We start from the raw sequence: 21,357 nt of genomic DNA, 5'->3' as shown, positions 1-21,357 counted from the left end.
ATCCGTCCAATGGACGGGGTTGTGCATCATGCACTGGCTTTTAACACACTGTTGAGTTCTCAAGAAACGGACGCATTCACCGTCACCCACCCGGTGGTACTCGCTTCGTTATGTCTCCATCTTAGCAGTTCGTCCGATTTGATGTCAAACCGGTCAGACTCGCTAGAATTTCGACCACCCCGTCTCCGGGGCAACCCCTCTAACTTACAGCTCTTCAGTCGATCCGCGAACCGATCTTCAGAACCGCTGCGCCAGAAGGGAGTGCCGACGTCCTGCGGTTCCGCCACCAGATGGTTGCGCCGCACCGCGTCGGCTTCTAAAGATTAGCAGCGCTCCCGAGCGCTCGGGACGCTAAACGTAGACTCGGCCAGGTGAGCAGCCACATCCCGCCTCTGGCGAAGAAGGTACCGAGCGAGCGCACCCATCACGGCGACACCGTGATCGACGAATACGCGTGGCTCACCAACAAGGAAGACCCTGACACGATCGCCTATCTCCAACAGGAGAACGACTTCCTCAAACAGGAGACCGGACACCTGGAGGAGCTCCAGGAGCAGGTCTTCCAGGAGATCAAAGGCCGTACGCAGGAGACCGACCTGTCCGTCCCCAGCCGCAAGGGCGCCTGGTGGTACTTCTCGCGCACCCAGGAGGGCAAGCAGTACGGCATCTCCTGCCGGGTCCCCGCCGAGGGGGACACGCCGCCGGTGGTCACCACCGACGGCACGCTCCCTGGCGAGCAGGTGCTCCTGGACGGCAACGAGCTGGCCGGCGACAGCGACTTCTTCTCGATCGGCACCAGCGCCGTCACCCCCGACGGCAAGCTCCTGGCCTACTCCACCGACTACAAGGGCGACGAGCGCTTCACGCTGTCCTTCAAGGACCTGCAGACGGGAGAGAAGCTCGCCGACGAGATCAGCGGCGTCTTCTACGGCGGCACCTGGTCGGCCGACGGCACCACGTTCTTCTACACCAGGATCGACGACGCCTGGCGTCCCTACCAGGTCTACCGGCACACCCTCGGCGACAGCGCCGACAACGACGTGCTCGTCTACGAGGAGACCGACGAGCGGTTCTGGGTCGGCATCGGCCTGACCCGCAGCGAGAAGTACCTCGTCCTCGGCGCGGGCAGCAAGATCACCAGCGAGGTCCGCATCCTCGACGCCGACGACCCGACGGGCGAGTTCAAGGTCGTGCGCCCGCGCGTCACCGGTGTGGAGTACGGCATCGAGCACGCGGGCGACCACTTCTTCGTCCTGCACAACGAGAACGCGGAGAACTTCGAGCTCGCCACCGCGCCTCTCGACGACCCCGGTGTATGGACCCCGCTCATCGCCCACCGGGAGGACACCCGGCTGCTGGAGGTCGACGCGTTCGCCTCCCACGCGGTCGTCCACTTCCGCCGCGACGGCCTGACCGGGATCCGCATCCTCCCCTACCCGCTGCAGGACCGCGACGCGTACGAGATCGAGTTCCCCGAGCCGCTCTACGACGTCGGCCCCGCGGGCAACCCCGAGTTCACGACCGAGCGCCTGCGGCTGGGCTACACCAGCATGGTCACCCCGCCCAGCGTCTACGACTACGACCTCGAGACCAGGCGGCTGATCCTGCTGAAGCAGCGCCCCGTGCTCGGTGGCTACGACCCCGGCGAGTACGAGCAGTTCCGCGAGTGGGCGACGGCCGAGGACGGCACCAAGGTGCCGATCTCGATCGTGAAGAGGAAGGACGCGGGCAAGCCTGCCCCCACCCTCCTGTACGGCTACGGCAGCTACGAGACCTCCATCGACCCGAGCTTCTCCGTGGCCAGGCTCAGCCTGCTCGACCGCGGCTTCGCCTTCGCCGTCGCGCACGTGAGGGGCGGCGGCGAGATGGGCCGCAGGTGGTACGAGGAGGGCAAGCTCACCAGGAAGAAGAACACCTTCACCGACTTCGTCGCCGCCGCCAGGCACCTCAAGGCGACCGGCTGGAGCGACAGGATCATCGCGAGGGGCGGATCGGCGGGCGGCCTGCTGATGGGCGCGGTCGCCAACCTCGCTCCCGAGGAGTTCGCGGGCGTGGTGGCCGAGGTGCCGTTCGTCGACGCGCTCAACACCATCCTCGATCCGACGCTCCCGCTGACCGTGATCGAGTGGGACGAGTGGGGCGACCCGCTGCACAACGCGGACGTCTACGCCTACATGAAGGGGTACTCCCCCTACGAGAACGTCGAGGCCAAGACGTACCCGCCGATCCTGGCGATCACCAGCCTGAACGACACGAGGGTGCTCTACCACGAGCCTGCCAAGTGGGTGGCGCGGCTTCGGGCCACCGCCCAGGGCGGCCCCTTCCTGCTCAAGACGGAGATGGGCGCGGGGCACGGCGGGCGCAGCGGCCGTTACGACGCCTGGAAGGAAGAGGCGTTCGCGCTGTCCTGGATCATCGAAAGGGGGACGAAGTGAGCTACATCGCGGCGCAGGACCGCTACGAGAAGATGCCGTACGTGCGCAGTGGGAGGAGCGGGCTCAAGCTCCCGCAGGTCTCCCTCGGCCTGTGGCACAACTTCGGCGACGACCGGCCGATCGAGAACTCGAGGAAGATCCTGCGCGCCGCCTTCGACCGCGGCGTCACGCACTTCGACCTGGCCAACAACTACGGCGTGCCGTACGGCTCGGCGGAGCGGAACTTCGGCGCCGTCTTCGCGCAGGACTTCCTGCCCTACCGCGACGAACTGATCATCTCCACCAAGGCCGGGTACGACATGTGGCCTGGGCCGTACGGGGAGTGGGGTTCGAGGAAGTACGTGCTGGCCAGCCTCGACCAGTCGCTCCAGCGCATGGGCCTCGACTACGTCGACGTCTTCTACAGCCACCGTCCCGATCCTGAGACGCCGCTGGAGGAGACGATGGGCGCGCTGGACCGGGCGGTGCGCTCGGGCAAGGCGCTGTACGCGGGCGTCTCGAACTACTCGGCCGAGCAGACCACGCAGGCGGCCAGGATCATGCGCGAGCTCGGCACGCCGCTCCTCATCCACCAGCCGTCCTACTCGATGATCAACAGGTGGGTCGAGGACGGGCTGCTGGACACGCTGGAGGAGGAGGGCATCGGCTGCATCGTCTACTCTCCCCTCGCCCAGGGGCTGCTGACCGATCGCTACCTCGGCGGCGTGCCCGCCGACTCGCGGGCGGCGACGAGCAGGTTCCTGCCGGCCGAGAGGATCGACACGGAGCTGGCCCGCGACCTCGACGAGATCGCGTCGTCACGCGGGCAGAAGCTGGCTCAGATGGCGCTGTCGTGGGTGCTGAAGGATCCGAGGGTGACCAGCGTGCTGATCGGCGCGAGCAGCGTCGAGCAGCTGGAGGTCAACCTGGCCGCGGTGGAAGGCCCCGCCTTCACCGAGGACGAACTCCAGCGGATCGACAAGCTCACGAGGCCGGCTTCGTCGCCTGCGTGAGCGCGGCGCCTTCCTCACAGAGCTTCGTGCCGCTGGAGGTAGGTGAAGGAGGCCCAGCCAGGCAGCACCGGCAGCCAGAAGGTGAGCAGCCGGTAGAGGAGCACCGAGGAGGTCGCGAACTCCGCGGGCACCCCCGCCACCGTGAGGCCGAGGGCCAGTGACGCCTCGACCGCGCCCAGACCGCCAGGTGTGGGCGCGGCCGAGCCGATCGCGTTGGCCGTCAGGTAGACCACCGCCACCGTGGTGAAGCCCGTGTCGCCGCCGAAGGCGCGCACGCACGCGTAGAGGCAGACCACGAAGGTCAGCGAGAGGCAGAGGATCCCCCCGAAGCCTTCGGCGATCTTGCGCGGCGACTGGAGGACGTCGAGCAGGCGCGGCACGACGTTGGAGAAGAGCGACTTCAGCCGTCTGGTGACCATGCGGCGCACCGGCGGCACGCCGAGCAGGATCACGATGAGCACCGCCACGGCGAGCACCGCGACGAGCAGCCCTCGGGAGGGGGCGAACGACGTGGTCGTGTTCGAGCCCGTGATGTAGGCGAACAGCAGCAGCAGCAGGATGTGGCTGGCCAGGCCGATGACCTGGGAGGCGCCGATGCTGGCGACGGCCAGCGCGGGTGGCACGCCGCGCTTTTGCAGGTAGCGGGTGTTGATGGCGACGCCGCCCACCGCGGGAGGGGTCACCAGCTTCACGAACGACGAGGCGAACTGCACGAGCACCGTACGGCCGAGCGGCAGCGGCTCGGGCACGAACCCTCTGATCATGAGCGCGGCGGCGACGAAGCTCACGCCCGACGCGGCCAGCGCGAGCACGCCCCAGCCCCATTCGGCCGTGGTGATGACCTGGAGCAGGTTGACCCTGCTGAGCTGGGAGAGCAGGAAGTAGGCGGCCAGCGTGCTGGCGATGATGGTGACGAGGGTGCGCGGCTTGAACCGCTCGAGCCGTACCTCCTCGACCTCGGCCTGCGGGGTCAGCGCCTCGATCTGCTCGCGGACGCCCGGGAGCAGCTCCTTGTTCTTCGACAGCGCCGCCCTGGTCTCCCTGGTCAGCGCGATGCGCTGGAGCAGGGGCAGCGCGCCGCCGAGGGCGTCGGGGCCGAGCACGCCCGCCGCCGCCCTGACCGAGCGCTCGGCGCCGACCCGCAGCGCGAGGTAGGTGAGCAGCTGGGCGATGTCGATGCGCAGCAGCAGGTCGCCGGCCGCCACCTCGCCGCTGCGCGGGTCGGTGAGGACGACGCGTCCTTCGCGGTCGAGGTGGATGCTGTCGCCGGTCAGCCGCCTGTGGGCCAGGCGCTGCATCTGCAGGAGCAGCACCTGCTCCCAGATCTGGGCGAGCAGGTCGTCGGTGATCTCGCTGTCGTCGAGCTGGTCGAGGGCGCGCGTCTCGAGGTGCTCGTAGGCCAGGAGCGCGGCCTCGGTGCCGATCTCGCTGGTGCCGAGCAGGCGCGGGGTGTTGGCGCCCGCCGCCTGGGTGGCGTAGGCCATGAGCGCCTCGCGCTCCAGCTCCGCGCGCAGCGAGCGGATGGCCCGCCGTCTGGTCTCGGAGTGGAGCCTGATCCTGCGCCACAGCCGGTACGGCAGGCCCGCCACCTGCCTGTCGCGGTCGAGCACGGTGACGTCGAGGCTGGAGCCGTCGGACAGGCCGATGGCGTAGCGGCGGCTGCCCTGGTGGTCGTCGTCGATGCGCCTGGCGGAGATCGGCGAGAAGGACAGCTTGCGCAGCGCCGCGATGACGGCGTTACCGGGTGGGCGCGTGTTCGGGCTGCCGACGCCGTACAGGGTGGCGTAGCCGACGGCCATGCCGAACAGGAGGGTGACGATGGCGCTCGGCAGCGTGATCTGCTTGCCGGTGAACAGCGAGAAGATCGACAGGGCGGTGACCGTCCACATCAGCGCGCGCCAGGTGGGCCTGCGCGAGATGCGGACGGCGGTGGCGTAGGCGATGACCGAGCTGAGCAGCGCGTTGAGCGGTTCGAGGTCGCGGGCGCCGGTGAGCAGCGTGGCCAGGTCGTCGGGGCCCGCCGTGACCAGCCACTGGCCGATCAGGTAGGAGCCCGCCATGCCGAGGATGGCGGCTATCAACCCCTCGGCCACGCGCAGCCCGTCGCGGTGGAAGACCCGCTCGACCGCGAAGGCGGTGGGCACGACGAGCACGGCGGCGCCACTGAGGAAGGTCGCGATGCCCGCCAGCAGGGCGGGGGCGCGGTCGGTGCCCTCGGTGACGTCCTGTTCGAGCCCGATGAGGGTCTGCTGGGCCACCAGCATGAGCAGGATGACCGCGCTCAGCACCAGGAGCGTGGCGAGGAAGCGCAGGGCGTCGGACGGCCGCCGCAGCCGCTGCGGGAGGAGCGGTTCGACGACGAAGACGACTGTTTCGTCGCGCGCCTCAGACACGGCCGCGCCCCCCTCCGAGGGGTCGGTCGTTTTCTCGCTTTCCGTAATGTCTGCCACCGACAGCGATTCTGCCTCTTTCCGACTGGACCGTGCGATCATTGGCCTCAAGTGTCCACAATCGCCACTGTGGTCACTCCACCGGGTAACGTCTCTGCCAGCTCGACGTGCCTTGCCATACCCCGGTGAGAAAGCTTGCCACGCTGGCCCGCATGATCACCCATTTGCTCGTCGCGCTGGCCGTCGCCGCGCCGGACGCGACACTCGCCGACGATGTGAAGATCGGCAATGTGCTCGCGCATCTGCAGGCCTTCCAGGCCATCGCCGACGCCCATGGAGGCAGCAGGGCAGCGGGCACGTCCGGATATGACGCCTCCACCGACTACGTCGCGGCACGGCTGCTGGAGGCAGGCTACAAGGTCGAGCTCCAGCCCTTCCATTTCGACGTCTACAGACAGCTGACCCCCGGGGCCCTCGCGGCGGACGGCAAGGACCTCGGCAACGTCTCCACCCTGGCCCATTCGGGCGCGGGGGAGGTGACGGCGAAGCCTGACAGAGTGGGCATGGGCTGCGACGACACGGACTTCGCGGGATTCGAGCCCGGCGCAGTGGCGGTGGTCGACAGGGGGCTGTGCACGTTCGGGACCAAGGCGGCGAGGGCCTCGGCCGCGGGGGCCAAGGCGCTGGTCGTGGTCAACCAGGGCGGCGCCTTCGACGGCAACACGGGCGCTCCCCAGAAGATCCCGATCGTCGGCGTCGACGCCACGCAGGGCGCGGCGGTGGCGAACGCGCGACTGGTGACCGTGGCCACCAGGACCGAGATCCGCAGGATGACCTCGCACAACGTGATCGCCCAGACCAGGACGGGGGCGACCCACGACGTGGTGATGGTGGGCGCGCACCTCGACTCGGTCGAGGCGGGGCCCGGCCTCAACGACAACGGCTCGGGAAGCGCGGCCATCCTCGAGATCGCGATCAGGATGGCGGCGCGGTACCCCCACCGGGCGGTGCGTTTCGCCTGGTGGGGCGCGGAGGAGCTGGGGTTGATCGGGTCCTCGTACTACGTGAACACCCTCCCCGCCGCCGAGCGCGCCAAGATCGACATGTATCTCAACCTGGACATGGCCGCCTCGCCCAACCACATCTTCGGCATCTATGACGGCGACGACTCCGACCGGGTGGGGCAGGGTCCTGGCCCCGCGGGGTCGGCGCGGATCGAGCGGGCCTTCGAGGACTTCTTCGTCTCGCGGCGCCTGCCGTACACGGGAACCGACTTCTCCGGACGCTCCGACTACGGCCCCTTCATCGAGGCGGGCATCCCCGCGGGCGGACTGTTCACCGGCGCGGAGGGCTTCAAGACGCAGGACCAGGCCAATGCCTTCGGTGGGACGGCAGGCGTCCCGTTCGACAGCTGCTACCACAGGGAGTGCGACAACCTGAGGAACGTCAACGCCTATGCCCTGGATGTTTCGGCCGACGCTGTGGCGACCGTGATAACCACATTCGCCGGGATTGGTAACGAAATGCAGTCGGCATCTTCTCCGTAAAGGTTCGCCAATATACCTTTCCGTGCATGCGCTTAGCTTTTAGTGGATCTTTAGGACGTTCTCGCCTGGGTAAGGGCCTGCTGGCCGCCGTTCTCATCGCGCCGCTGACTATGGCGGGCACGGCCCACGCCGACTCGCCGAGCAATTCGGCGCGCAAGCTGGTGAGCGCGGTCAAGGGTGAAAACGTCAAGCGTCATCTGAAAGTGCTTGACCTGATCGGTAAGGCGAACGGCAATACTCGCGTCGACGGGACACGCGGCTACGCGCTCTCCCGCGACTACGTGGCCTCGGTGCTGCGCCTGGCGGGGTACAAGGTGACCATCCAGCCCTTCGAGTTCGAGTTCGAGGGCTACAAGACCCCGCCAGTACTCAAGCGCACCGCACCTGAGCCCAAGACCTTCGCCCATGTGACGGAGTTCCACGAGGTGGGCGCGAGCTCCGCGGGCACCGTCACCGCACCGGTGCAGGCGGTCGACGTCGTGCTGCCGCCGCCGGCCACGCCCGGCTCGACGTCCGGCTGCGAGGCGAGCGACTTCGCCGGCTTCACCGCGGGCAACATCGCGCTCGTCCAGCGCGGCACCTGCGACTTCGCGCTGAAGGTGGCCAACGCCGTGGCGGCAGGCGCCTCCGCGGTGATCCTCTTCAACGAGGGCCAGCCAGGCCGCACCACCGCACGGGTCAACCCCGGCATCGGGGAGAACGTTCCCGTTCCGGTGTTCTTCACCAGCTTCGCCGTCGGCGACGAGCTGGCATCCAAGCCGGGCACCACGGTCAGCCTGTCCTTCGACAAGCTGGTCGAGACCAGGACCACCTCCAACGTCATCGCCGAGTCCCGCTGGGGCCGCGGGGACAACGTCGTGGTGGCGGGCGCGCACCTCGACTCGGTGCAGGAGGGCCCCGGCATCAACGACAACGGCTCGGGCGTCGGCGGCGTGCTGGAAGTGGCGCTGCAGATGGCCAAGCACAAGACCGGCAACAAGGTCCGCTTCGGTTTCTGGGGCGGCGAGGAGTTCGGCCTGCTCGGCTCGCAGTACTACGTCGACCACCTGAGCGAGCAGGACAAGGCCAACATCGCCCTCTACCTGAACTTCGACATGATCGCCTCGCCGAACTTCGTCTACCAGGTGTACGACGGCGACGGCGACGTGTTCGGCGTTCCAGGCCCCGAGGGCTCGGCGCAGATCGAGAAGGACTTCCAGTCCTTCTACGCCTCGCGCGGCCTGCAGTCCAAGGCCAGCGAGTTCGACGGCCGCTCCGACTACAAGGCCTTCATCGACGCCGGCATCCCCGGCGGGGGCCTGTTCACGGGCGCGGAGAAGGTCAAGACCGCCGAGGAGGCCGCGATCTGGGGCGGCACGGCCGGGATCGAGTACGACCCCTGCTACCACGCGCCGTGCGACACGATCAAGAACATCGACGACACCGCGCTCGACGTCAACTCCGACGCGATCGCGATGCTGATGGGCACCTACGCCTTCGACACCGAGGCCGTCAACGGCATCCACGCGCCGGGCAAGGCGCACAAGGCCGCCGCCACCCGCGCCGCGGTCGTCCACGACCACGACAAGGTCGAGCTCAGCTAGATCCGACCTGCGGCCCGCGCACCCGCGCGGGCCGCAGGGCTCGCGCTCTCGGGGGACCGTTCGTCATCGAGGAGTCTCATGAAGCTCAGAGCCGCGCTGGTCACGGCCGTTCTCATCGCACCTCTCGCCATCACGGGCACGGCCGCGCACGCCGACCCGAACAACAACTCGGTCCGCAAGCTCGTCAAGGCCGTCAACGGCAAGAACGTCAAGCGGCACCTCAAGGTCCTCGACCTGATCGCCAAGGCCAACGGCAACACCCGCGTGGACGGCACCCGCGGTTACGAGTTGTCGCGCGACTACGTCGCCGGGCTGCTGCGCCTGGCCGGCTACAAGGTCTCGACGCAGAAGTTCACCTTCGAGAACCTCGAGTTCAAGACCAAGCCGGTCTTCGAGCGCAAGTCGCCCAGCCCTCAGGTCTTCGCGCTGGGGCTGGACTGGACGCCGTCGGGGCACACCGCCGAGGGCACGTTCTCCGGCAAGGTCCAGGCCGTCGACGTGATGATCCCGCCGGGGCCCGCGCCCAACTCCTCGACCTCGGGGTGCGAGGCGGCCGACTTCGCCGGGTTCACGCCGGGCAACTTCGCGCTGATCCAGCGCGGCACCTGCGGTTTCTCCGTCAAGGTCGCCAACGCCAAGGCCGCGGGCGCCTCCGGGGTCGTGCTGTTCAACGAGGGCCAGGAGGGACGTACGGAGGCGGACGTCAACCCCGACCTCGGCGGCCCCTCCGACCTGCCCGTGCTGTTCGCCAGCTACTGGACGGGCAGGGACCTGGCGGCCACGCCGGGCGCGGAGGTCGGGTTCACCTTCTCGTGGGAGACGGTGACGAAGTCCTACACCACCTACAACGTGCTCGCCGAGACGCGGCACGGGCGTGACGACAACGTGGTGATGGTCGGCGGTCACCTCGACTCGGTCGAGGACGGCCCCGGCATCAACGACAACGGCTCAGGTGTCGGCGCGATCCTCGAGGTGGCGCTGCAGATGGCCAAGTCGAGGCCGGAGAACAAGGTCCGCTTCGCCTTCTGGGGCGGCGAGGAGTTCGGTCTGCTCGGGGCCGAGCACTACGTGGCGAACCTGACCGAACAGGAGCGGGCCGACATCGCCCTCTACCTGAACTTCGACATGGTCGCCTCGCCGAACTACGTCTACCACGTCTACGACGGCGACGACTCCGACGGTGTCGGCGCGGGTCCTGGCCCTGAGGGCTCGGCGCAGATCGAGAAGTACTTCGAGGAGTTCTACGCCTCGCGCGGTCTGGCCTCCAAGGGCACCGACTTCGACGGCCGTTCCGACTACGGCCCCTTCATCGCGGTCGGCATCCCCGCCGGCGGTCTGTTCACGGGGGCGGAGAAGCGCAAGACGCCCGAGGAGGTCGCCAAGTGGGGCGGCACGGCGGGCGAGCGCTACGACCGCTGCTACCACCAGGCGTGCGACGACATCAGGAACATCAACGACACCGCGCTCGACGTCAACGCCGACGCGATCGCCACGCTCGTGGGCACCTACGCCTTCGACCCCTCGAAGATCAACGGCCCGCACTCCCCCGGTGTGGGGGTCAGGGCCAAGCTCGTCGACGAGGCGCCTTCCTCGCAGAGCTGACGACGGACCGGCGCAGCGTCCCTCTGGGGCGCTGCGCCTACACTCGATGCCATGTCGGGTGAACTGCGAGTTCTGGGGGCATGTCCGCTTGACTGCCCCGACACGTGCTCCTGGGTCGTGACCGTCGAGGACGGCAAGGCCGTGAAGATGCGCGGCAACCCCGACCAGCCGTACACGCGGGGCGCGCTGTGCGTGAAGGTCAACCGCTATCTCGAGCACACGCAGGCGCAGGACAGAATCCTTCATCCGCTGCGCCGTACGGGGCCCAAGGGTTCGGGGCAGTTCGAGCGCATCAGCTGGGAGGAGGCGCTCGACGAGATCGCCACCAGGCTGCGCGGCATCGTGGACGAGCACGGCGGCGAGGCGATCTGGCCCTATCTCGGCACCGGCTCCCTCGGCTACCTGCAGGGCTGCGAGGGTGTGGCGGGGCGCAGGTTCTGGAACGTGCTCGGCGCCTCCAAGCACTCGCTGAACATCTGCTCGGTGGCCGGCAGCCTCGGTCTGGCGCGCGCCCAGGGCACCGCGGGCGGCATGGACCCTGAGAACTTCGCCCAGGCCAAGCTCATCCTCCTGTGGGGCACCAACACGCTCACCAGCGGCCACCACCTGTGGAAGTTCATCCAGGACGGCCGCGCCGCCGGCGCCCACGTCGTGGCGATCGACCCGATCCGCACCAGGACGGCCGACCAGGCCGACGAGCACCTGGCCATCAGGCCCGGCACCGACGCGGCGCTCGCGCTCGGGCTGCTCCATGTGGTGCTGGCCGAGAACGCGCAGGACGAGGAGTACCTGGCCCAGCACACCGAAGGCTGGGAGGACTTCCGCGAGGAGATCATGGACTGGCCCGTCGAGCGGGCCGCCGAGGTCACGGGGATCCCCGCCGAGGCCATCCACAGGCTGGGGACGAAGCTCGCCCACACCCGTCCCACCGCCATCCGCGCCACGATGGGCATCCAGCGGCACGAGGGCGGCGGCGCGGCCATGCGGACGATCGCCTCGATCCCGGGCGTGACGGGCGACTGGCGCCATCCGGGCGGCGGCGTGGCCTACTCCACCAGCGGCCACGTCCACCTGAAGATCGACAAGCGCAACGACCTCCTGGCCGCGCCGGTGCGCACCAGGTACATGACGCGGCTGGCCTCCGAGCTCGACGACGTCAAGTGCCTCTGGGTCTACGCCGCCAACCCGCTGGCCTCCACCTCCGACAGCAACAGGATCAGGAAGGGGCTGGCCCGCGAAGACCTCTTCACGGTCGTCATGGAGCAGTTCCCCACCGACACCGTCGACTACGCCGACATCGTGCTGCCCGCGACCATGCAGACCGAGCACATGGACCTGCACGCCGGGTACGGCCACATGTACCTGCTGTGGAACGAGCCCGCCGTCGCCCCCGCCGGCGAGGCGCTGTCGACCACCGAGACCTTCCGCCGCCTGGCCGCCCACATGGGGCTCACCGAGCCCTCCCTGTACGACTCGGACCTGGAGCTCGCCGCCGACCTGCTGTCGAGCGGCCACCCTTCACTCGAGGGCATCACCCTCGACCGCCTGCGCAAGGAGGGCTGGATGCGGATGAGCTACCCGCAGCCTTTCGCCCCCTTCGCCGACGGCTTCCCCACCCCGTCGGGCAGGCTCCGCTTCCCCAGGAGAGGGAAGGCCTTCGTCCCCTCTCTCTCCTCCCGCACGGCGGGCGACAGGCTCACGCTCATCACCCCCGCGGCCCACACCTTCCTCAACTCGACCTTCGCCAACAACCCCGAGCTGCTGCGCCGCGCCAAGGAGCCCGTCGTCCTGGTCAACCCCGCCGACGCGGCGGCGCGCGGCCTGTCGACGGGCCGGCGGGTGCGCGTGGTCAACCACAACGGCTACTTCCTGGCCGACGTGGAGGTCAGCGACAGGGTGGCCAAGGGCGTGGTGGCCAGCCCGAAGGGCCGGTGGCCGAAGCTCACGACCGGTGGGGCCAACCCGAACGCCGTGGTCGACGAGCGCGACGCCGACATGGGCAAGGGCGCCGTCTACCACGACAACCTAGTCGAGCTGGAGCTTGAACCCCTCGTGTGACTGGGCGTAGCCGAGCGAGCGGTAGAAGCGGTGCGCGTCCTCACGCCGCTTGTCGGAGGTGAGCTGCACCATCGCGCAGCCGCGCGCCCTGCCCTTGGCGTGCGCCCACTCCATCATCCTGCGGCCCCAGCCCTGCCCTCGCAGGTGCCCGGCGATCCTGACCGCCTCCACCTGCAGGCGTGTGGCGCCGAGCCTGGAGATGCCGGGGATGTAGGTGAGCTGCATCGTGCCGACGACCTCGCCCTTCAGCTCGGCGACGATGAGCTCGTTGTTGGGGTCGGCCTCGATGTCCTCGAAGGCGGCCAGGTGCTCCTCGCCGTACGCGCCGGTACGGGCCGCGGCGATCGCGTCGTCGGTGATGAGCGCGACGATGGCGGGCAGGTCGTCGGCGCGGGCCGTACGGAAGACCAGGGAGAGCACGTAGCGCGACTCCATCAGCTCCGGATGGGACGGCAGCGCCATGACCTCGCCGCTGGGCAGGAAGCCCTTGCGCGCGTAGAGCGCGCGGGCGTCGAGGTTGTCGTCGACGGCCCACAGGCCGATCTCGTGGGCCTCTCGCGCCTTGGACCAGGCGATGACCTCGTCCACCAGGCGACCGGCCAGGCCCGTCCCCCTGGCCCGCGGCGCCACCCACATCGACAGCAGGTGGACCTCCCCCTCGTGCTCCTGCCTGGCGCAGACCAGGCCGACGTCGGCGGCCACGAACCAGGCGGAGTCGGGGTCGGCCAGGCGCTCGGCCCACTTGTCGCGGGGGTAGGCGACTTCCTTGTCATGGGTGGAGGCGAAGGCGGTCGGCGCGTCGGCCAGCGCGTGGAGCCTGATCTCGCGCAACCGGTCCTCGTCACCCGGTCCGAGCCGTTCGATGGTGAATTCCTGCATGTCCGAATCATGGCGCATCCTCGGGGAACTATCAGGGTCGATCCCCGATGCGGACAAGGGGCGCGAAAAGGCACCCTGGGGTTATGAACGAGCTCTCTCGACGCGAAGAACTGTCGTTGTCCGGCGCCGCGTTGCGTGGCGCCCCTTGGAAGGCCGCCGCCGTGGGCGGCGGCGTGGTCGCCGCGGCCAGCTACGGCATGGGCGTGATCCTGCCGGGATCCGCCGACCTGCCGTGGGCCCTCGGCCTCGGTATCAGCCTGTTCGCCCTCATCGCCGCCATCGGCGCGGTGGCCAAGCCCCAGGAGGGCGACAGGGTCACCAGGCAGGCGCGCACCTGGTCGCTCCAGCACCCGTGGAAGTTCGCGCTCCTGCCGGCGGGCCTCACCGCGGTCCTGACCTACCCCGTCCAGCTCGTCATCGACGGCGAGGGCATCTTCGGTGCCGCGTGGGACTCCGTCTGGCGCGGCGCGCTGGTCTACCTCATCGCGGGCATCCTCACCCTCACCATGAAGGGGAGGGCGCGCTAGTCCGTCCTCGAGAGAGCGCGGGACCAGGGAGAAGGACGCCCGCGGGCGTCCTTCTCCACCCGACGTCAGTGGGCCGCGCCGGAGAGGTTGAGGCCGACGACGCCGATGATGATGAAGGCGATCGAGCCCAGCTTGACGGCCGAGACGTCGTCGCCCATCAGCAGCATGCCGAGCGCGGCGGTGCCGACGGCTCCGATGCCCGTCCACACGGCGTAGGCGGTGCCGACCTCCAGGCTTCTGAGCGCGAAGGACAGCGCGCCGAAGCTGAGGACGGCGAAGACCAGGAAGCTGACCGCCCACCACAGGTGGGAGAAGCCCTCGCTCATCTTCAGCGAGTAGGCCATGACGACCTCGAGCAGGCCGGCGGCGATGAGAATGACCCAGGCCATGTGCACTCCTTGTTGTCGAAGGGGTGCGTCGTCTTGGCGTTCCGGGTACGGCGCGTCTCGTCCGGGAGCGGGTCGCTCACTCCTGACAACGGCTCAACGCCCGCGGTGATTCCACCAGAGCGTCACCCACCGGTCGCGCGGCACCGGCCACATGCCGAGCTCCATGGCGGTGCGCGCCACCTCCTCCTCGCGTGAGGGGTCGAGACAGGCGCGGCGGCACACGCTCGTGGCCAGCTCCTCGATCGTGTCGAACCGTTCGATCGGCGACTCCCGCTCCTCCACCCGCACGTCGAAGCCGAGCGCAGCGGCCAGCGCGACCGCGTCCTCCGCGATGGGCCTGACCGGGCGCCGCACTCCGTGAAGGTGCTCCCAGAGCAGGTTCATCCAGCTCATCGGGTGGCGGTCGGGCAGCTCGACGACCACCCTGCCGGTGACGTGGTCGTCGAGGGCCACGAAGAAGGCGGCCAGGTCGGGCACGTTGTAGACGACGTGCGCGGCGACCGCCACGTCGGCGGTGCCCGCGCGATCGGCGACCTCCGGCCAGCTGCCCTCGACGATCGTGGTCTCGAGGCCCACCTTCTCCGCCCTGAGCCCGAGCTCGGCGAGCATCGCCTGCGAGGTGTCGACGGCGATCAGCCTGCCGATCCGCCCGGCCAGCGGCAGGGAGGCCGCACCCGCGCCCGCGCCGACGTCGAGCAGCGTGCCGCCGTCAGGCAGCGCCTCCTCCACCCTGGCCAGCGTCGGTCCCTCCGCCTCCGCCACCGCGCGGTCGGTTCTCGCGGCGAATCGGGCAGGAGAGTGCCCCCAGGGGTCGGAGGGCGCCACCGCGAGGATCTCCGGCGGGATGGCCCACGACGCCAGGTGCTGTCGCCACCGTTCGTTCAGCGCTTCGGCATCCATGGGTCGAGAGTATGTGCATAGGAGAGGTTACCCATGGGTAGCATTGAGAGTAAGGTTACTCGCCAGTACAAACACCCCTCGGTTCAAGGAGAGAGAGCAGCCATGGGCCACTACAAGAGCAACGTGCGCGACCTGGAGTTCAACCTCTTCGAGGTCTTCGGACGCGGCGACATCCTCGGTACGGGCCCCTTCTCCGAAGTGGACGAAGACGTCGCCCGCAGCATCCTGGACGAGGTCAACCGACTTGCCACCGGCGTGCTCGCCGATTCCTTCGAGGAGGGCGACCGCACGCCTCCGGTCTTCGACCCCGCCACGTCGACGGTCACGGTCTCCGACGGGGTGAAGAAGTCCTTCAAGGCGCTCATGGAGGGCGGCTGGGCGCACCTGGACCTCCCCCAGGACCTCGGCGGCCCCGGTATCCCCCGCACGCTGGCCTGGTCGACCGCGGAGATGGTGCTCGGCGCCAACCCCGCGCTCTACATGTACGCCGCGGGCCCCAACTTCGCCTACACCCTGTGGAAGCTCGGCACCCCCGAGCAGAAGCGCTTCGCCGAGCTGGCGATCGAGAACAACTGGGGCGCCACCATGGTGCTGACCGAGCCCGACGCGGGCTCGGACGTCGGCGCGGGCCGCGCCCGCGCGATCCAGCAGCCCGACGGCACCTGGCACATCGAGGGCGTCAAGCGCTTCATCACCAGCGCCGAGCACGACATGTCCGACAACATCTTCCACCTCGTGCTGGCCAGGCCCGAGGGACACGGTCCCGGCACCAAGGGCCTGTCGATGTTCCTGGTACCCAAGTACCACGTGAACCTGGAGGACGGCAGCCTGGGCGAGCGCAACGGCGCCTACGTCACCAACGTCGAGAAGAAGATGGGCCTCAAGGTCTCCACGACCTGCGAGCTCACCTTCGGCGACAAGCACCCGGCGATCGGCACCCTGGTCGGCGACGTGCACGAGGGCATCAAGCAGATGTTCATGGTGATCGAGCACGCCCGCATGATGGTGGGCACCAAGGCCATCGCCACGCTGTCCACCGGCTACCTGAACGCCCTGGAGTACGCCAAGTCGCGCGCCCAGGGCGCCGACCTGACCCAGATGGCCGACAAGAGCGCGCCGCGCGTGACCATCACCCACCACCCCGACGTGCGCCGCGAGCTGATGCTGCAGAAGACGTACGCCGAGGGCATGCGGGCGCTGGTCCTCTACACGGCGACCTTCCAGGACACGCTCCTGGTCAACCCCGGCGACAAGCATGCCGAGGCCATGAACGACCTGCTGCTGCCCGTCGTCAAGGGTGTCGGCTCCGAGCGCTCCTATGAGATGTTGTCGCGCTCGCTGCAGACCCTGGGCGGCTCGGGTTACCTGCAGGAGTACCCGATCGAGCAGTACATCCGCGACGCCAAGATCGACTCCCTCTACGAGGGCACGACCGCGATCCAGGGTCTCGACCTGTTCTTCCGCAAGATCCTGCGCAACCAGGGCGCGGCGATCGGCTCGCTGATGGCCGAGATCAACGCCTTCGCCTCCTCGGAGGCGGGCAACGGCAGGCTGAAGCAGGAGCGCAAGCTGCTTGCCGAGGCCGCGGCCGAGGTCAAGGCCATGGGCGACACGATGGCCGGATGGGCGCTCGGGTCGCTGGAGGCTCCGCGCGAGGTCTACAAGGTCGGGCTCAACACCACCCGCTTCCTGCTGGCGCTGGGCGACCTGATCATCGGCTGGCTGCTGCTGCGCCAGGCGGAGATCGCGCTGGGCCGTCTGGCCGATGGCGAGGACCCCTTCTACCAGGGCAAGGTCGCGGGCGCCTCGTTCTTCGCCTCGACCGTGCTGCCCAGGCTCACCGCCGAGCGCAGGGTGCTGGAGAGCACCGGCCTCGACCTGATGGACCTGCCTGAAGCGGCCTTCTAGGGCTCTCTCCCGCTCGCAGGGTCGCCGTTCGGTGGCCCTGCGAGCGTTTTCCCGGCCTTTCAGCGGACGAACGTCACGTCCGGGTGCTCCGCCGACTCCCCGCGCAGCAGCCGCTGGGGCCGGTGCTTGAGCGTCTGGTCGAAGAAGGCGGACAGGTACGCGCGCTGGGAGGCGACGCTGCGCCCAGGATCGACGGTCCCGATGCGCTTCGCCCTGACCTCGGGCTCGATCTCGAGCTGCTCGTCGAGCTGCGGCAGGAAGGCCTGGAGGTCGGTGAAGCTGTAGTGCATCGCCTCGGGCATCAGCAGGTCGCGCTTGAAGCCGGAGCTGTGCTCCCAGAACGACTTCCACGCGGGTGAGGTCAGGTGGCTCCTCGGCCGCCCGTCGCGGGTGCTGCCGGACGAGCCCATCAGCAGGAACGGCCTGGCGGTGCCCTCGGTGGCGGCCCGCGTGGGCCGGCGGCCGTCGACGTCGTAGGCCAGCCAGCCGTCCAGGTCGGCTCCCGCGTCGACCCGCCGGTCGGTGGCCATCACCTCGGCAGCGGTGTCCCCGCCGAAGGAGTGGCCGAACATGCCCACCCGCGACAGGTCCATGGCCCGGCCGAGCCCGTCCAGCGAGGACAGCCGGTCCAGCACGAACCGCATGTCCTGTCGCCTGGTCTCCATCCCGGCCTTCAGGTAGTCGTCGCCCTGGGCGGGCTTGGCCGTCTCCAGCCTGCCGCCGGGGAACTCCACCATGGGCGCCTCGTGGGTGTGGTCCACCGTCACCACCACGTACCCCTTGCTGGCCAGGTCCTCCACCGTCGAGGTGCCCAGCGTGCGCAGCGATCCCCAGCCCGGGGAGTAGAGCACCACCGGCCACCGCCCCTTCGGCCGCGCCCCCGTGCCGGCGTGGGTGCTGACGGCCGCCCAGTCGATCTGCCCTGGCTTCAGCCCCATGGCGGCGGCGGCGCCGTCGAAGTAGTCCGCCGTCTTCGGGCGCATGTACGGCGCGCGCGGCTCGCTCCCCTGCATGGCCGGGTACCACACGCTGATCATCAGCTCCCTGCCGCGCTCCTGGTCGGTCAGGTGCACCTCGCGCACCCCCAGGCTGTGCGGCCCCGTGGGCGCGGGGAGCTCGAAGGTCGCCTTGGGTGCGGGGTCGGCATGGGCCACGGCCGGGGCGGTCAGGAGGGCGGCGATGGCGAGCAGGGCGGTCGATGTCTTTCGCATGCCTTCACTGTGGCTTTCGGGGCCATCCGCCCACCTCTGCCGTAAGCCTGGTCCCGACCCCTACTTTCGTCAGGTCCCGCTCGGGCGGGTTAGGTTCGCGTCATGACCCCACGCGTGTTCGGCAACCACCTGTTCCCCGAGGCGACGATCGTGGCGCACGAGCGGACCCGCGAGCAGATCATCGCCGACGGCGTGCCGTCCTATCTGGGCGCGTGGTCGTCCGACGTCGAGTGGGGCACGCTCGATCCCACCCCGCCCTTCCTCACCTACACCGAAGGGGTGACGCTCTACTCCGACGACCTGCGCTGCGAGGTCAGGCACGTGGGGTTCGCCGCGCACACCACCAACGACTCGTTCGTGTGGATTCCCTCGCGCGGGGTGCTGTTCGCCGGCGACCTGGTGTTCAACGGCGGCACGCCGTTCGTGCTGATGGGCTCGGTGGAGGGCGCGCTGTCCGCGCTCGACCAGCTCGAGGCGCTCGGGGCGGAGACGATCGTCCCCGGCCACGGCGACGTCTGCGGGCCGTCGGCGATCGCCGCCGTACGCGGCTACCTGCGTTTCGTCCAGGAGAGCGCGGAGGCGGGCATGGCGGCCGGCCTCTCCCCGCTGGAGCTGGCCAGGCAGCTCGATCTCGGCGAGTACGGCGGGCTGGTCGACCCCGAGCGCATCGTCGGCAACCTGCACAGGGCCTACGCCGACGTCTCGGGCGGCGAGGTGGACCTGACCGCGGCCGTGCTGGACATGATCACGCTCAACGGCGGGCGGCCGCTGACCTGTCACGCCTGAACTCATGGTGTGATCACCGGTGAGCGGGTATGACGGTGTGCGTACGCGGTCCTTTCCCCCGGAGGTCGTCATGGGCGTAGGCGTCAGCATCTTCTTTCTCACGCTCGGCGCCATCCTCCGTTTCGCGATCGAGCCTGACGTTTTCGGCAACGCGGTCCACATGGACAGGATCGGCGTGATCTTCATGATCGTCGGCGGGGTCGGCGTGGTGCTGAGCGTCGTGCTGGCGCCCCGGCGCGGGAGCACCTCCGAAGGCCGGCTGATGCACAGGGAGAACAATCCGCCTGAAGTCTGAGATTTCTTGGAAGAATCGCGCCCTTGCGGGCAATCAAGGGTGTGATCACTGCTCCTGACGTCTTCGAGGCCGTCTTCGAAGCCCACTACGAGGAGATCCGGCGCTACATCGCGCGCAGGCTCGACCTCGGGGTGGCCGAGGATCTCGCTGCGGAGACGTTCCTCATCGCCTTCAGGCAGCGCGACCGCTTCGACGCGGTCGTGGGCGGGGTCAGACCATGGCTGTACGGCATCGCCACCAACCTCATCGGCAGGCACAGGCGCGCCGAGGTGCGCAGGTACCGGGCGCTGGCCAGGACAGGCCCACCACCCGACGAGGAGGCGCCCGACCAGCGGATAGTGGACAGGCTCTCCGCTGACGTGACGGTCGACCGGCTGGCGGGGGCGCTGGCACGGCTGTCACAGGGTGAACGCGACGTGGTGCTGCTCGTCGCCTACGGCGGGCTGGGCTACGACGAGGTGGCCGAGGCGCTCGGGATCGCCATGGGGACGGTCGCCTCCCGGTTGAGCAGGGCCAGGACCAAGCTGCGTGAGGTGTTGGGATGAACGAGTTCCATGTCATCGACTCGGTGATGCCGGACGTGCCGCCCTCCTCCCCCGAGAACCGTCTGGCGGCAAGGGAGCGCGTGTTCGGGGGGAGCGCGACCGCCACGGTGGCCGTCCGCAGCAGGAGAGGCCGGAGGGCGTGGACCGGGATGGCTCTCGCGGCGGCGGCCGTCGTGATCACGGTCGGCGCGGTGGTGGCCCTTCTCCCTCGACCTGCGGTGGAGCCGGTCGCGGTCACACCCATGCGGAAACTCGAAGCTGCGGCGGCCAGGCTGGCGGCGACGCCGGAGGCGAAGGGCCGCTACTGGCGACGAGACATCGAGGACGTCATGCGGACGAAGAACGGCCCTCCCTACAGGGTCGAGGAACGGGCCATGGAGGTCCTCGCCCTCGGGCCCGACCGCGAGGTCTACGGCTGGCGCGAGCCGATATCGTCGAAGCCGTACACAGCCGAGGGCCTGAAAGCCTGGCGACGGGACGGCTCACCCAGGCTGTGCCCCGCGCGGGGATGCGACAAGAACATGCCCGCATACTCCTCCGCGGACCTGGATTCGGTGTTGGAGCTCGCCGATGGGCTGAAGCCGACGCTGACGGAGCTGCGGAGCCTCCCCGAGGAGCCGGCGGCGCTCAGAGCGCGGTTGCTGGAACACCACGACGCTCGGGTGGCCGGCGAGCGCGAGGCGTGGCTGGCGGGGGCCGCCTCGCGGCTCGTCGACTCACCGGCGACGCCTGGCACCAGGGCGGCCGCCTACCTTCTCCTGGCGCGTGCGCCGGGGATCGAGGTGGTCGACGGCGTTCCAGGGACGTTCGGGCTCGACGGGCTGGCCCTTCGATTCGAGGGAGGACAGCTCGTGATCGACCGTAGGACCGGCCAGTTCCTCGGGAGGCAAGGGCTGACTCCCGAGGGCGCCGCCTGGCGCGCCGGGATCGTCAGGAAGGTGGGCTGGAGCGATGTGCGGCCGGTGCCGCCTGCCAAGTGCGTCCGCTGTACGGCCCGGCTCTAGAACTCGAACTGGATCGCGGCGCGGCCCGCCTTGATCGGGGCGATGTGCTCGTTGATCACGGCGTGGTGCTGCGGGTGGTCGCGGTAGACCTCGTAGTCGGCGACCGAGTCGAACTCGGCGACGATGGCGAAGTCGGAGTTGCCCGCGGCGGCCAGGCCGAGGTCGCTGCCGAGGTCGTAGCGGCGCAGCTGCGGGATGACGGCGGGCAGCTCGCCCAGGTGCTTGGCGACGGCGGCCTTCTGCTCGTCGGTCGCGTCGTCGGTCCAGGTCAGCAGCACGATGTGGCGGATCATGCGTCCAGCCTAG

Annotated in this window: 18 protein-coding genes and 1 riboswitch; of the genes, 12 read left to right on the top strand and 6 right to left on the bottom strand. The window is 69.2% G+C overall.

The window, feature by feature from the left end; all coding sequences use genetic code 11:
• Positions 1 to 371 precede the first annotated feature (371 nt).
• Positions 372 to 2,435, top strand: coding sequence for a S9 family peptidase (locus ABFX50_RS37215; protein WP_346153223.1), 2,064 nt, complete (start codon positions 372 to 374; stop codon positions 2,433 to 2,435).
• Complete coding sequence (gene mgrA, locus ABFX50_RS37210; protein WP_346153222.1) at positions 2,432 to 3,427, top strand: L-glyceraldehyde 3-phosphate reductase; 996 nt, start codon at positions 2,432 to 2,434, stop codon at positions 3,425 to 3,427. Before ABFX50_RS37215 ends, mgrA begins: the two co-directional genes overlap by 4 nt.
• Positions 3,428 to 3,441: 14 nt before the next feature.
• Here mgrA and ABFX50_RS37205 read toward each other — a convergent pair whose 3' ends face one another.
• Positions 3,442 to 5,820 carry a lysylphosphatidylglycerol synthase transmembrane domain-containing protein gene (locus ABFX50_RS37205; RefSeq protein WP_346153220.1) on the bottom strand — a complete coding sequence of 793 codons (2,379 nt, stop codon included), beginning with the start codon at positions 5,818 to 5,820 and terminating at the stop codon, positions 3,442 to 3,444.
• 182 nt (positions 5,821 to 6,002) lie between these two features.
• On the opposite strand from ABFX50_RS37205, the gene ABFX50_RS37200 reads away from it, so the two are divergent.
• From ABFX50_RS37200 to ABFX50_RS37185, 4 genes are all read left to right on the top strand, one after another.
• The gene (locus ABFX50_RS37200) at positions 6,003 to 7,364 is read left to right on the top strand and encodes a M28 family metallopeptidase (protein ID WP_346153218.1); all 1,362 of its coding nucleotides are present in this window, start codon (positions 6,003 to 6,005) and stop codon (positions 7,362 to 7,364) included.
• Between the two features lie 203 nt (positions 7,365 to 7,567).
• Positions 7,568 to 8,947: a M28 family metallopeptidase gene (locus ABFX50_RS37195; protein ID WP_346153216.1), complete on the top strand. Its 1,380-nt coding sequence runs from the start codon at positions 7,568 to 7,570 to the stop codon at positions 8,945 to 8,947.
• A gap of 78 nt (positions 8,948 to 9,025) precedes the next feature.
• The gene (locus tag ABFX50_RS37190; protein ID WP_346153215.1) at positions 9,026 to 10,549 is read left to right on the top strand and encodes a M28 family metallopeptidase; all 1,524 of its coding nucleotides are present in this window, start codon (positions 9,026 to 9,028) and stop codon (positions 10,547 to 10,549) included.
• 51 nt (positions 10,550 to 10,600) lie between these two features.
• The gene (locus ABFX50_RS37185) at positions 10,601 to 12,607 is read left to right on the top strand and encodes a molybdopterin-containing oxidoreductase family protein (RefSeq protein WP_346153213.1); all 2,007 of its coding nucleotides are present in this window, start codon (positions 10,601 to 10,603) and stop codon (positions 12,605 to 12,607) included.
• Here ABFX50_RS37185 and ABFX50_RS37180 read toward each other — a convergent pair.
• A complete protein-coding gene (locus tag ABFX50_RS37180) occupies positions 12,575 to 13,486 on the bottom strand; it encodes a GNAT family N-acetyltransferase (protein WP_346153211.1) in 912 nt (303 codons plus the stop codon). The two genes, ABFX50_RS37185 and ABFX50_RS37180, sit on opposite strands and share 33 nt — an antisense overlap.
• 83 nt (positions 13,487 to 13,569) lie before the next feature.
• Here ABFX50_RS37180 and ABFX50_RS37175 point away from each other — a divergent pair, with 83 nt between their 5' ends.
• Positions 13,570 to 14,013 (top strand): hypothetical protein, encoded by a 444-nt coding sequence (locus ABFX50_RS37175; RefSeq protein ID WP_346153209.1) that lies wholly within the window; start codon positions 13,570 to 13,572, stop codon positions 14,011 to 14,013.
• Positions 14,014 to 14,078: 65 nt separating this feature from the next.
• Here ABFX50_RS37175 and ABFX50_RS37170 read toward each other — a convergent pair whose 3' ends face one another.
• The gene (locus tag ABFX50_RS37170) at positions 14,079 to 14,402 is read right to left on the bottom strand and encodes a DMT family transporter (protein WP_346153207.1); all 324 of its coding nucleotides are present in this window, start codon (positions 14,400 to 14,402) and stop codon (positions 14,079 to 14,081) included.
• A 22-nt stretch (positions 14,403 to 14,424) separates the two neighbouring features.
• Positions 14,425 to 14,485: riboswitch (guanidine-III (ykkC-III) riboswitch) on the bottom strand.
• 10 nt (positions 14,486 to 14,495) lie between these two features.
• Positions 14,496 to 15,302, bottom strand: a complete 807-nt coding sequence (locus ABFX50_RS37165; protein ID WP_346153206.1) for a class I SAM-dependent methyltransferase — start codon at positions 15,300 to 15,302, stop codon at positions 14,496 to 14,498.
• Between the two features lie 102 nt (positions 15,303 to 15,404).
• On the opposite strand from ABFX50_RS37165, the gene ABFX50_RS37160 reads away from it, so the two are divergent.
• Positions 15,405 to 17,210, top strand: a complete 1,806-nt coding sequence (locus ABFX50_RS37160) for an acyl-CoA dehydrogenase (RefSeq protein WP_346153204.1) — start codon at positions 15,405 to 15,407, stop codon at positions 17,208 to 17,210.
• Positions 17,211 to 17,269: 59 nt separating this feature from the next.
• On the opposite strand, the gene ABFX50_RS37155 is transcribed toward ABFX50_RS37160, so the two are convergent.
• Positions 17,270 to 18,421 (bottom strand): alpha/beta hydrolase family protein, encoded by a 1,152-nt coding sequence (locus ABFX50_RS37155; RefSeq protein ID WP_346153202.1) that lies wholly within the window; start codon positions 18,419 to 18,421, stop codon positions 17,270 to 17,272.
• Between the two features lie 102 nt (positions 18,422 to 18,523).
• Here ABFX50_RS37155 and ABFX50_RS37150 point away from each other — a divergent pair, with 102 nt between their 5' ends.
• The 4 genes from ABFX50_RS37150 (at position 18,524) to ABFX50_RS37135 (ending at position 21,051) form a co-directional block, all read left to right on the top strand.
• The gene (locus ABFX50_RS37150; RefSeq protein ID WP_346153200.1) at positions 18,524 to 19,207 is read left to right on the top strand and encodes an MBL fold metallo-hydrolase; all 684 of its coding nucleotides are present in this window, start codon (positions 18,524 to 18,526) and stop codon (positions 19,205 to 19,207) included.
• A gap of 70 nt (positions 19,208 to 19,277) precedes the next feature.
• Positions 19,278 to 19,502, top strand: coding sequence for a hypothetical protein (locus tag ABFX50_RS37145; RefSeq protein ID WP_346153198.1), 225 nt, complete (start codon positions 19,278 to 19,280; stop codon positions 19,500 to 19,502).
• A 41-nt stretch (positions 19,503 to 19,543) separates the two neighbouring features.
• The gene (locus tag ABFX50_RS37140; RefSeq protein ID WP_346153196.1) at positions 19,544 to 20,047 is read left to right on the top strand and encodes an RNA polymerase sigma factor; all 504 of its coding nucleotides are present in this window, start codon (positions 19,544 to 19,546) and stop codon (positions 20,045 to 20,047) included.
• Positions 20,044 to 21,051 (top strand): hypothetical protein, encoded by a 1,008-nt coding sequence (locus tag ABFX50_RS37135; RefSeq protein WP_346153194.1) that lies wholly within the window; start codon positions 20,044 to 20,046, stop codon positions 21,049 to 21,051. Before ABFX50_RS37140 ends, ABFX50_RS37135 begins: the two co-directional genes overlap by 4 nt.
• Here the strand turns inward: ABFX50_RS37135 and ABFX50_RS37130 are convergent.
• Positions 21,048 to 21,344: a Dabb family protein gene (locus ABFX50_RS37130; protein WP_346153192.1), complete on the bottom strand. Its 297-nt coding sequence runs from the start codon at positions 21,342 to 21,344 to the stop codon at positions 21,048 to 21,050. The genes ABFX50_RS37135 and ABFX50_RS37130 overlap by 4 nt on opposite strands.
• Positions 21,345 to 21,357: the final 13 nt, after the last annotated feature.

It is taken from the genome of Nonomuraea recticatena (assembly GCF_039533245.1).
Taxonomy (GTDB): domain Bacteria; phylum Actinomycetota; class Actinomycetes; order Streptosporangiales; family Streptosporangiaceae; genus Nonomuraea; species Nonomuraea roseola.
This window is presented reverse-complemented; position numbering and strand designations above follow the sequence as displayed.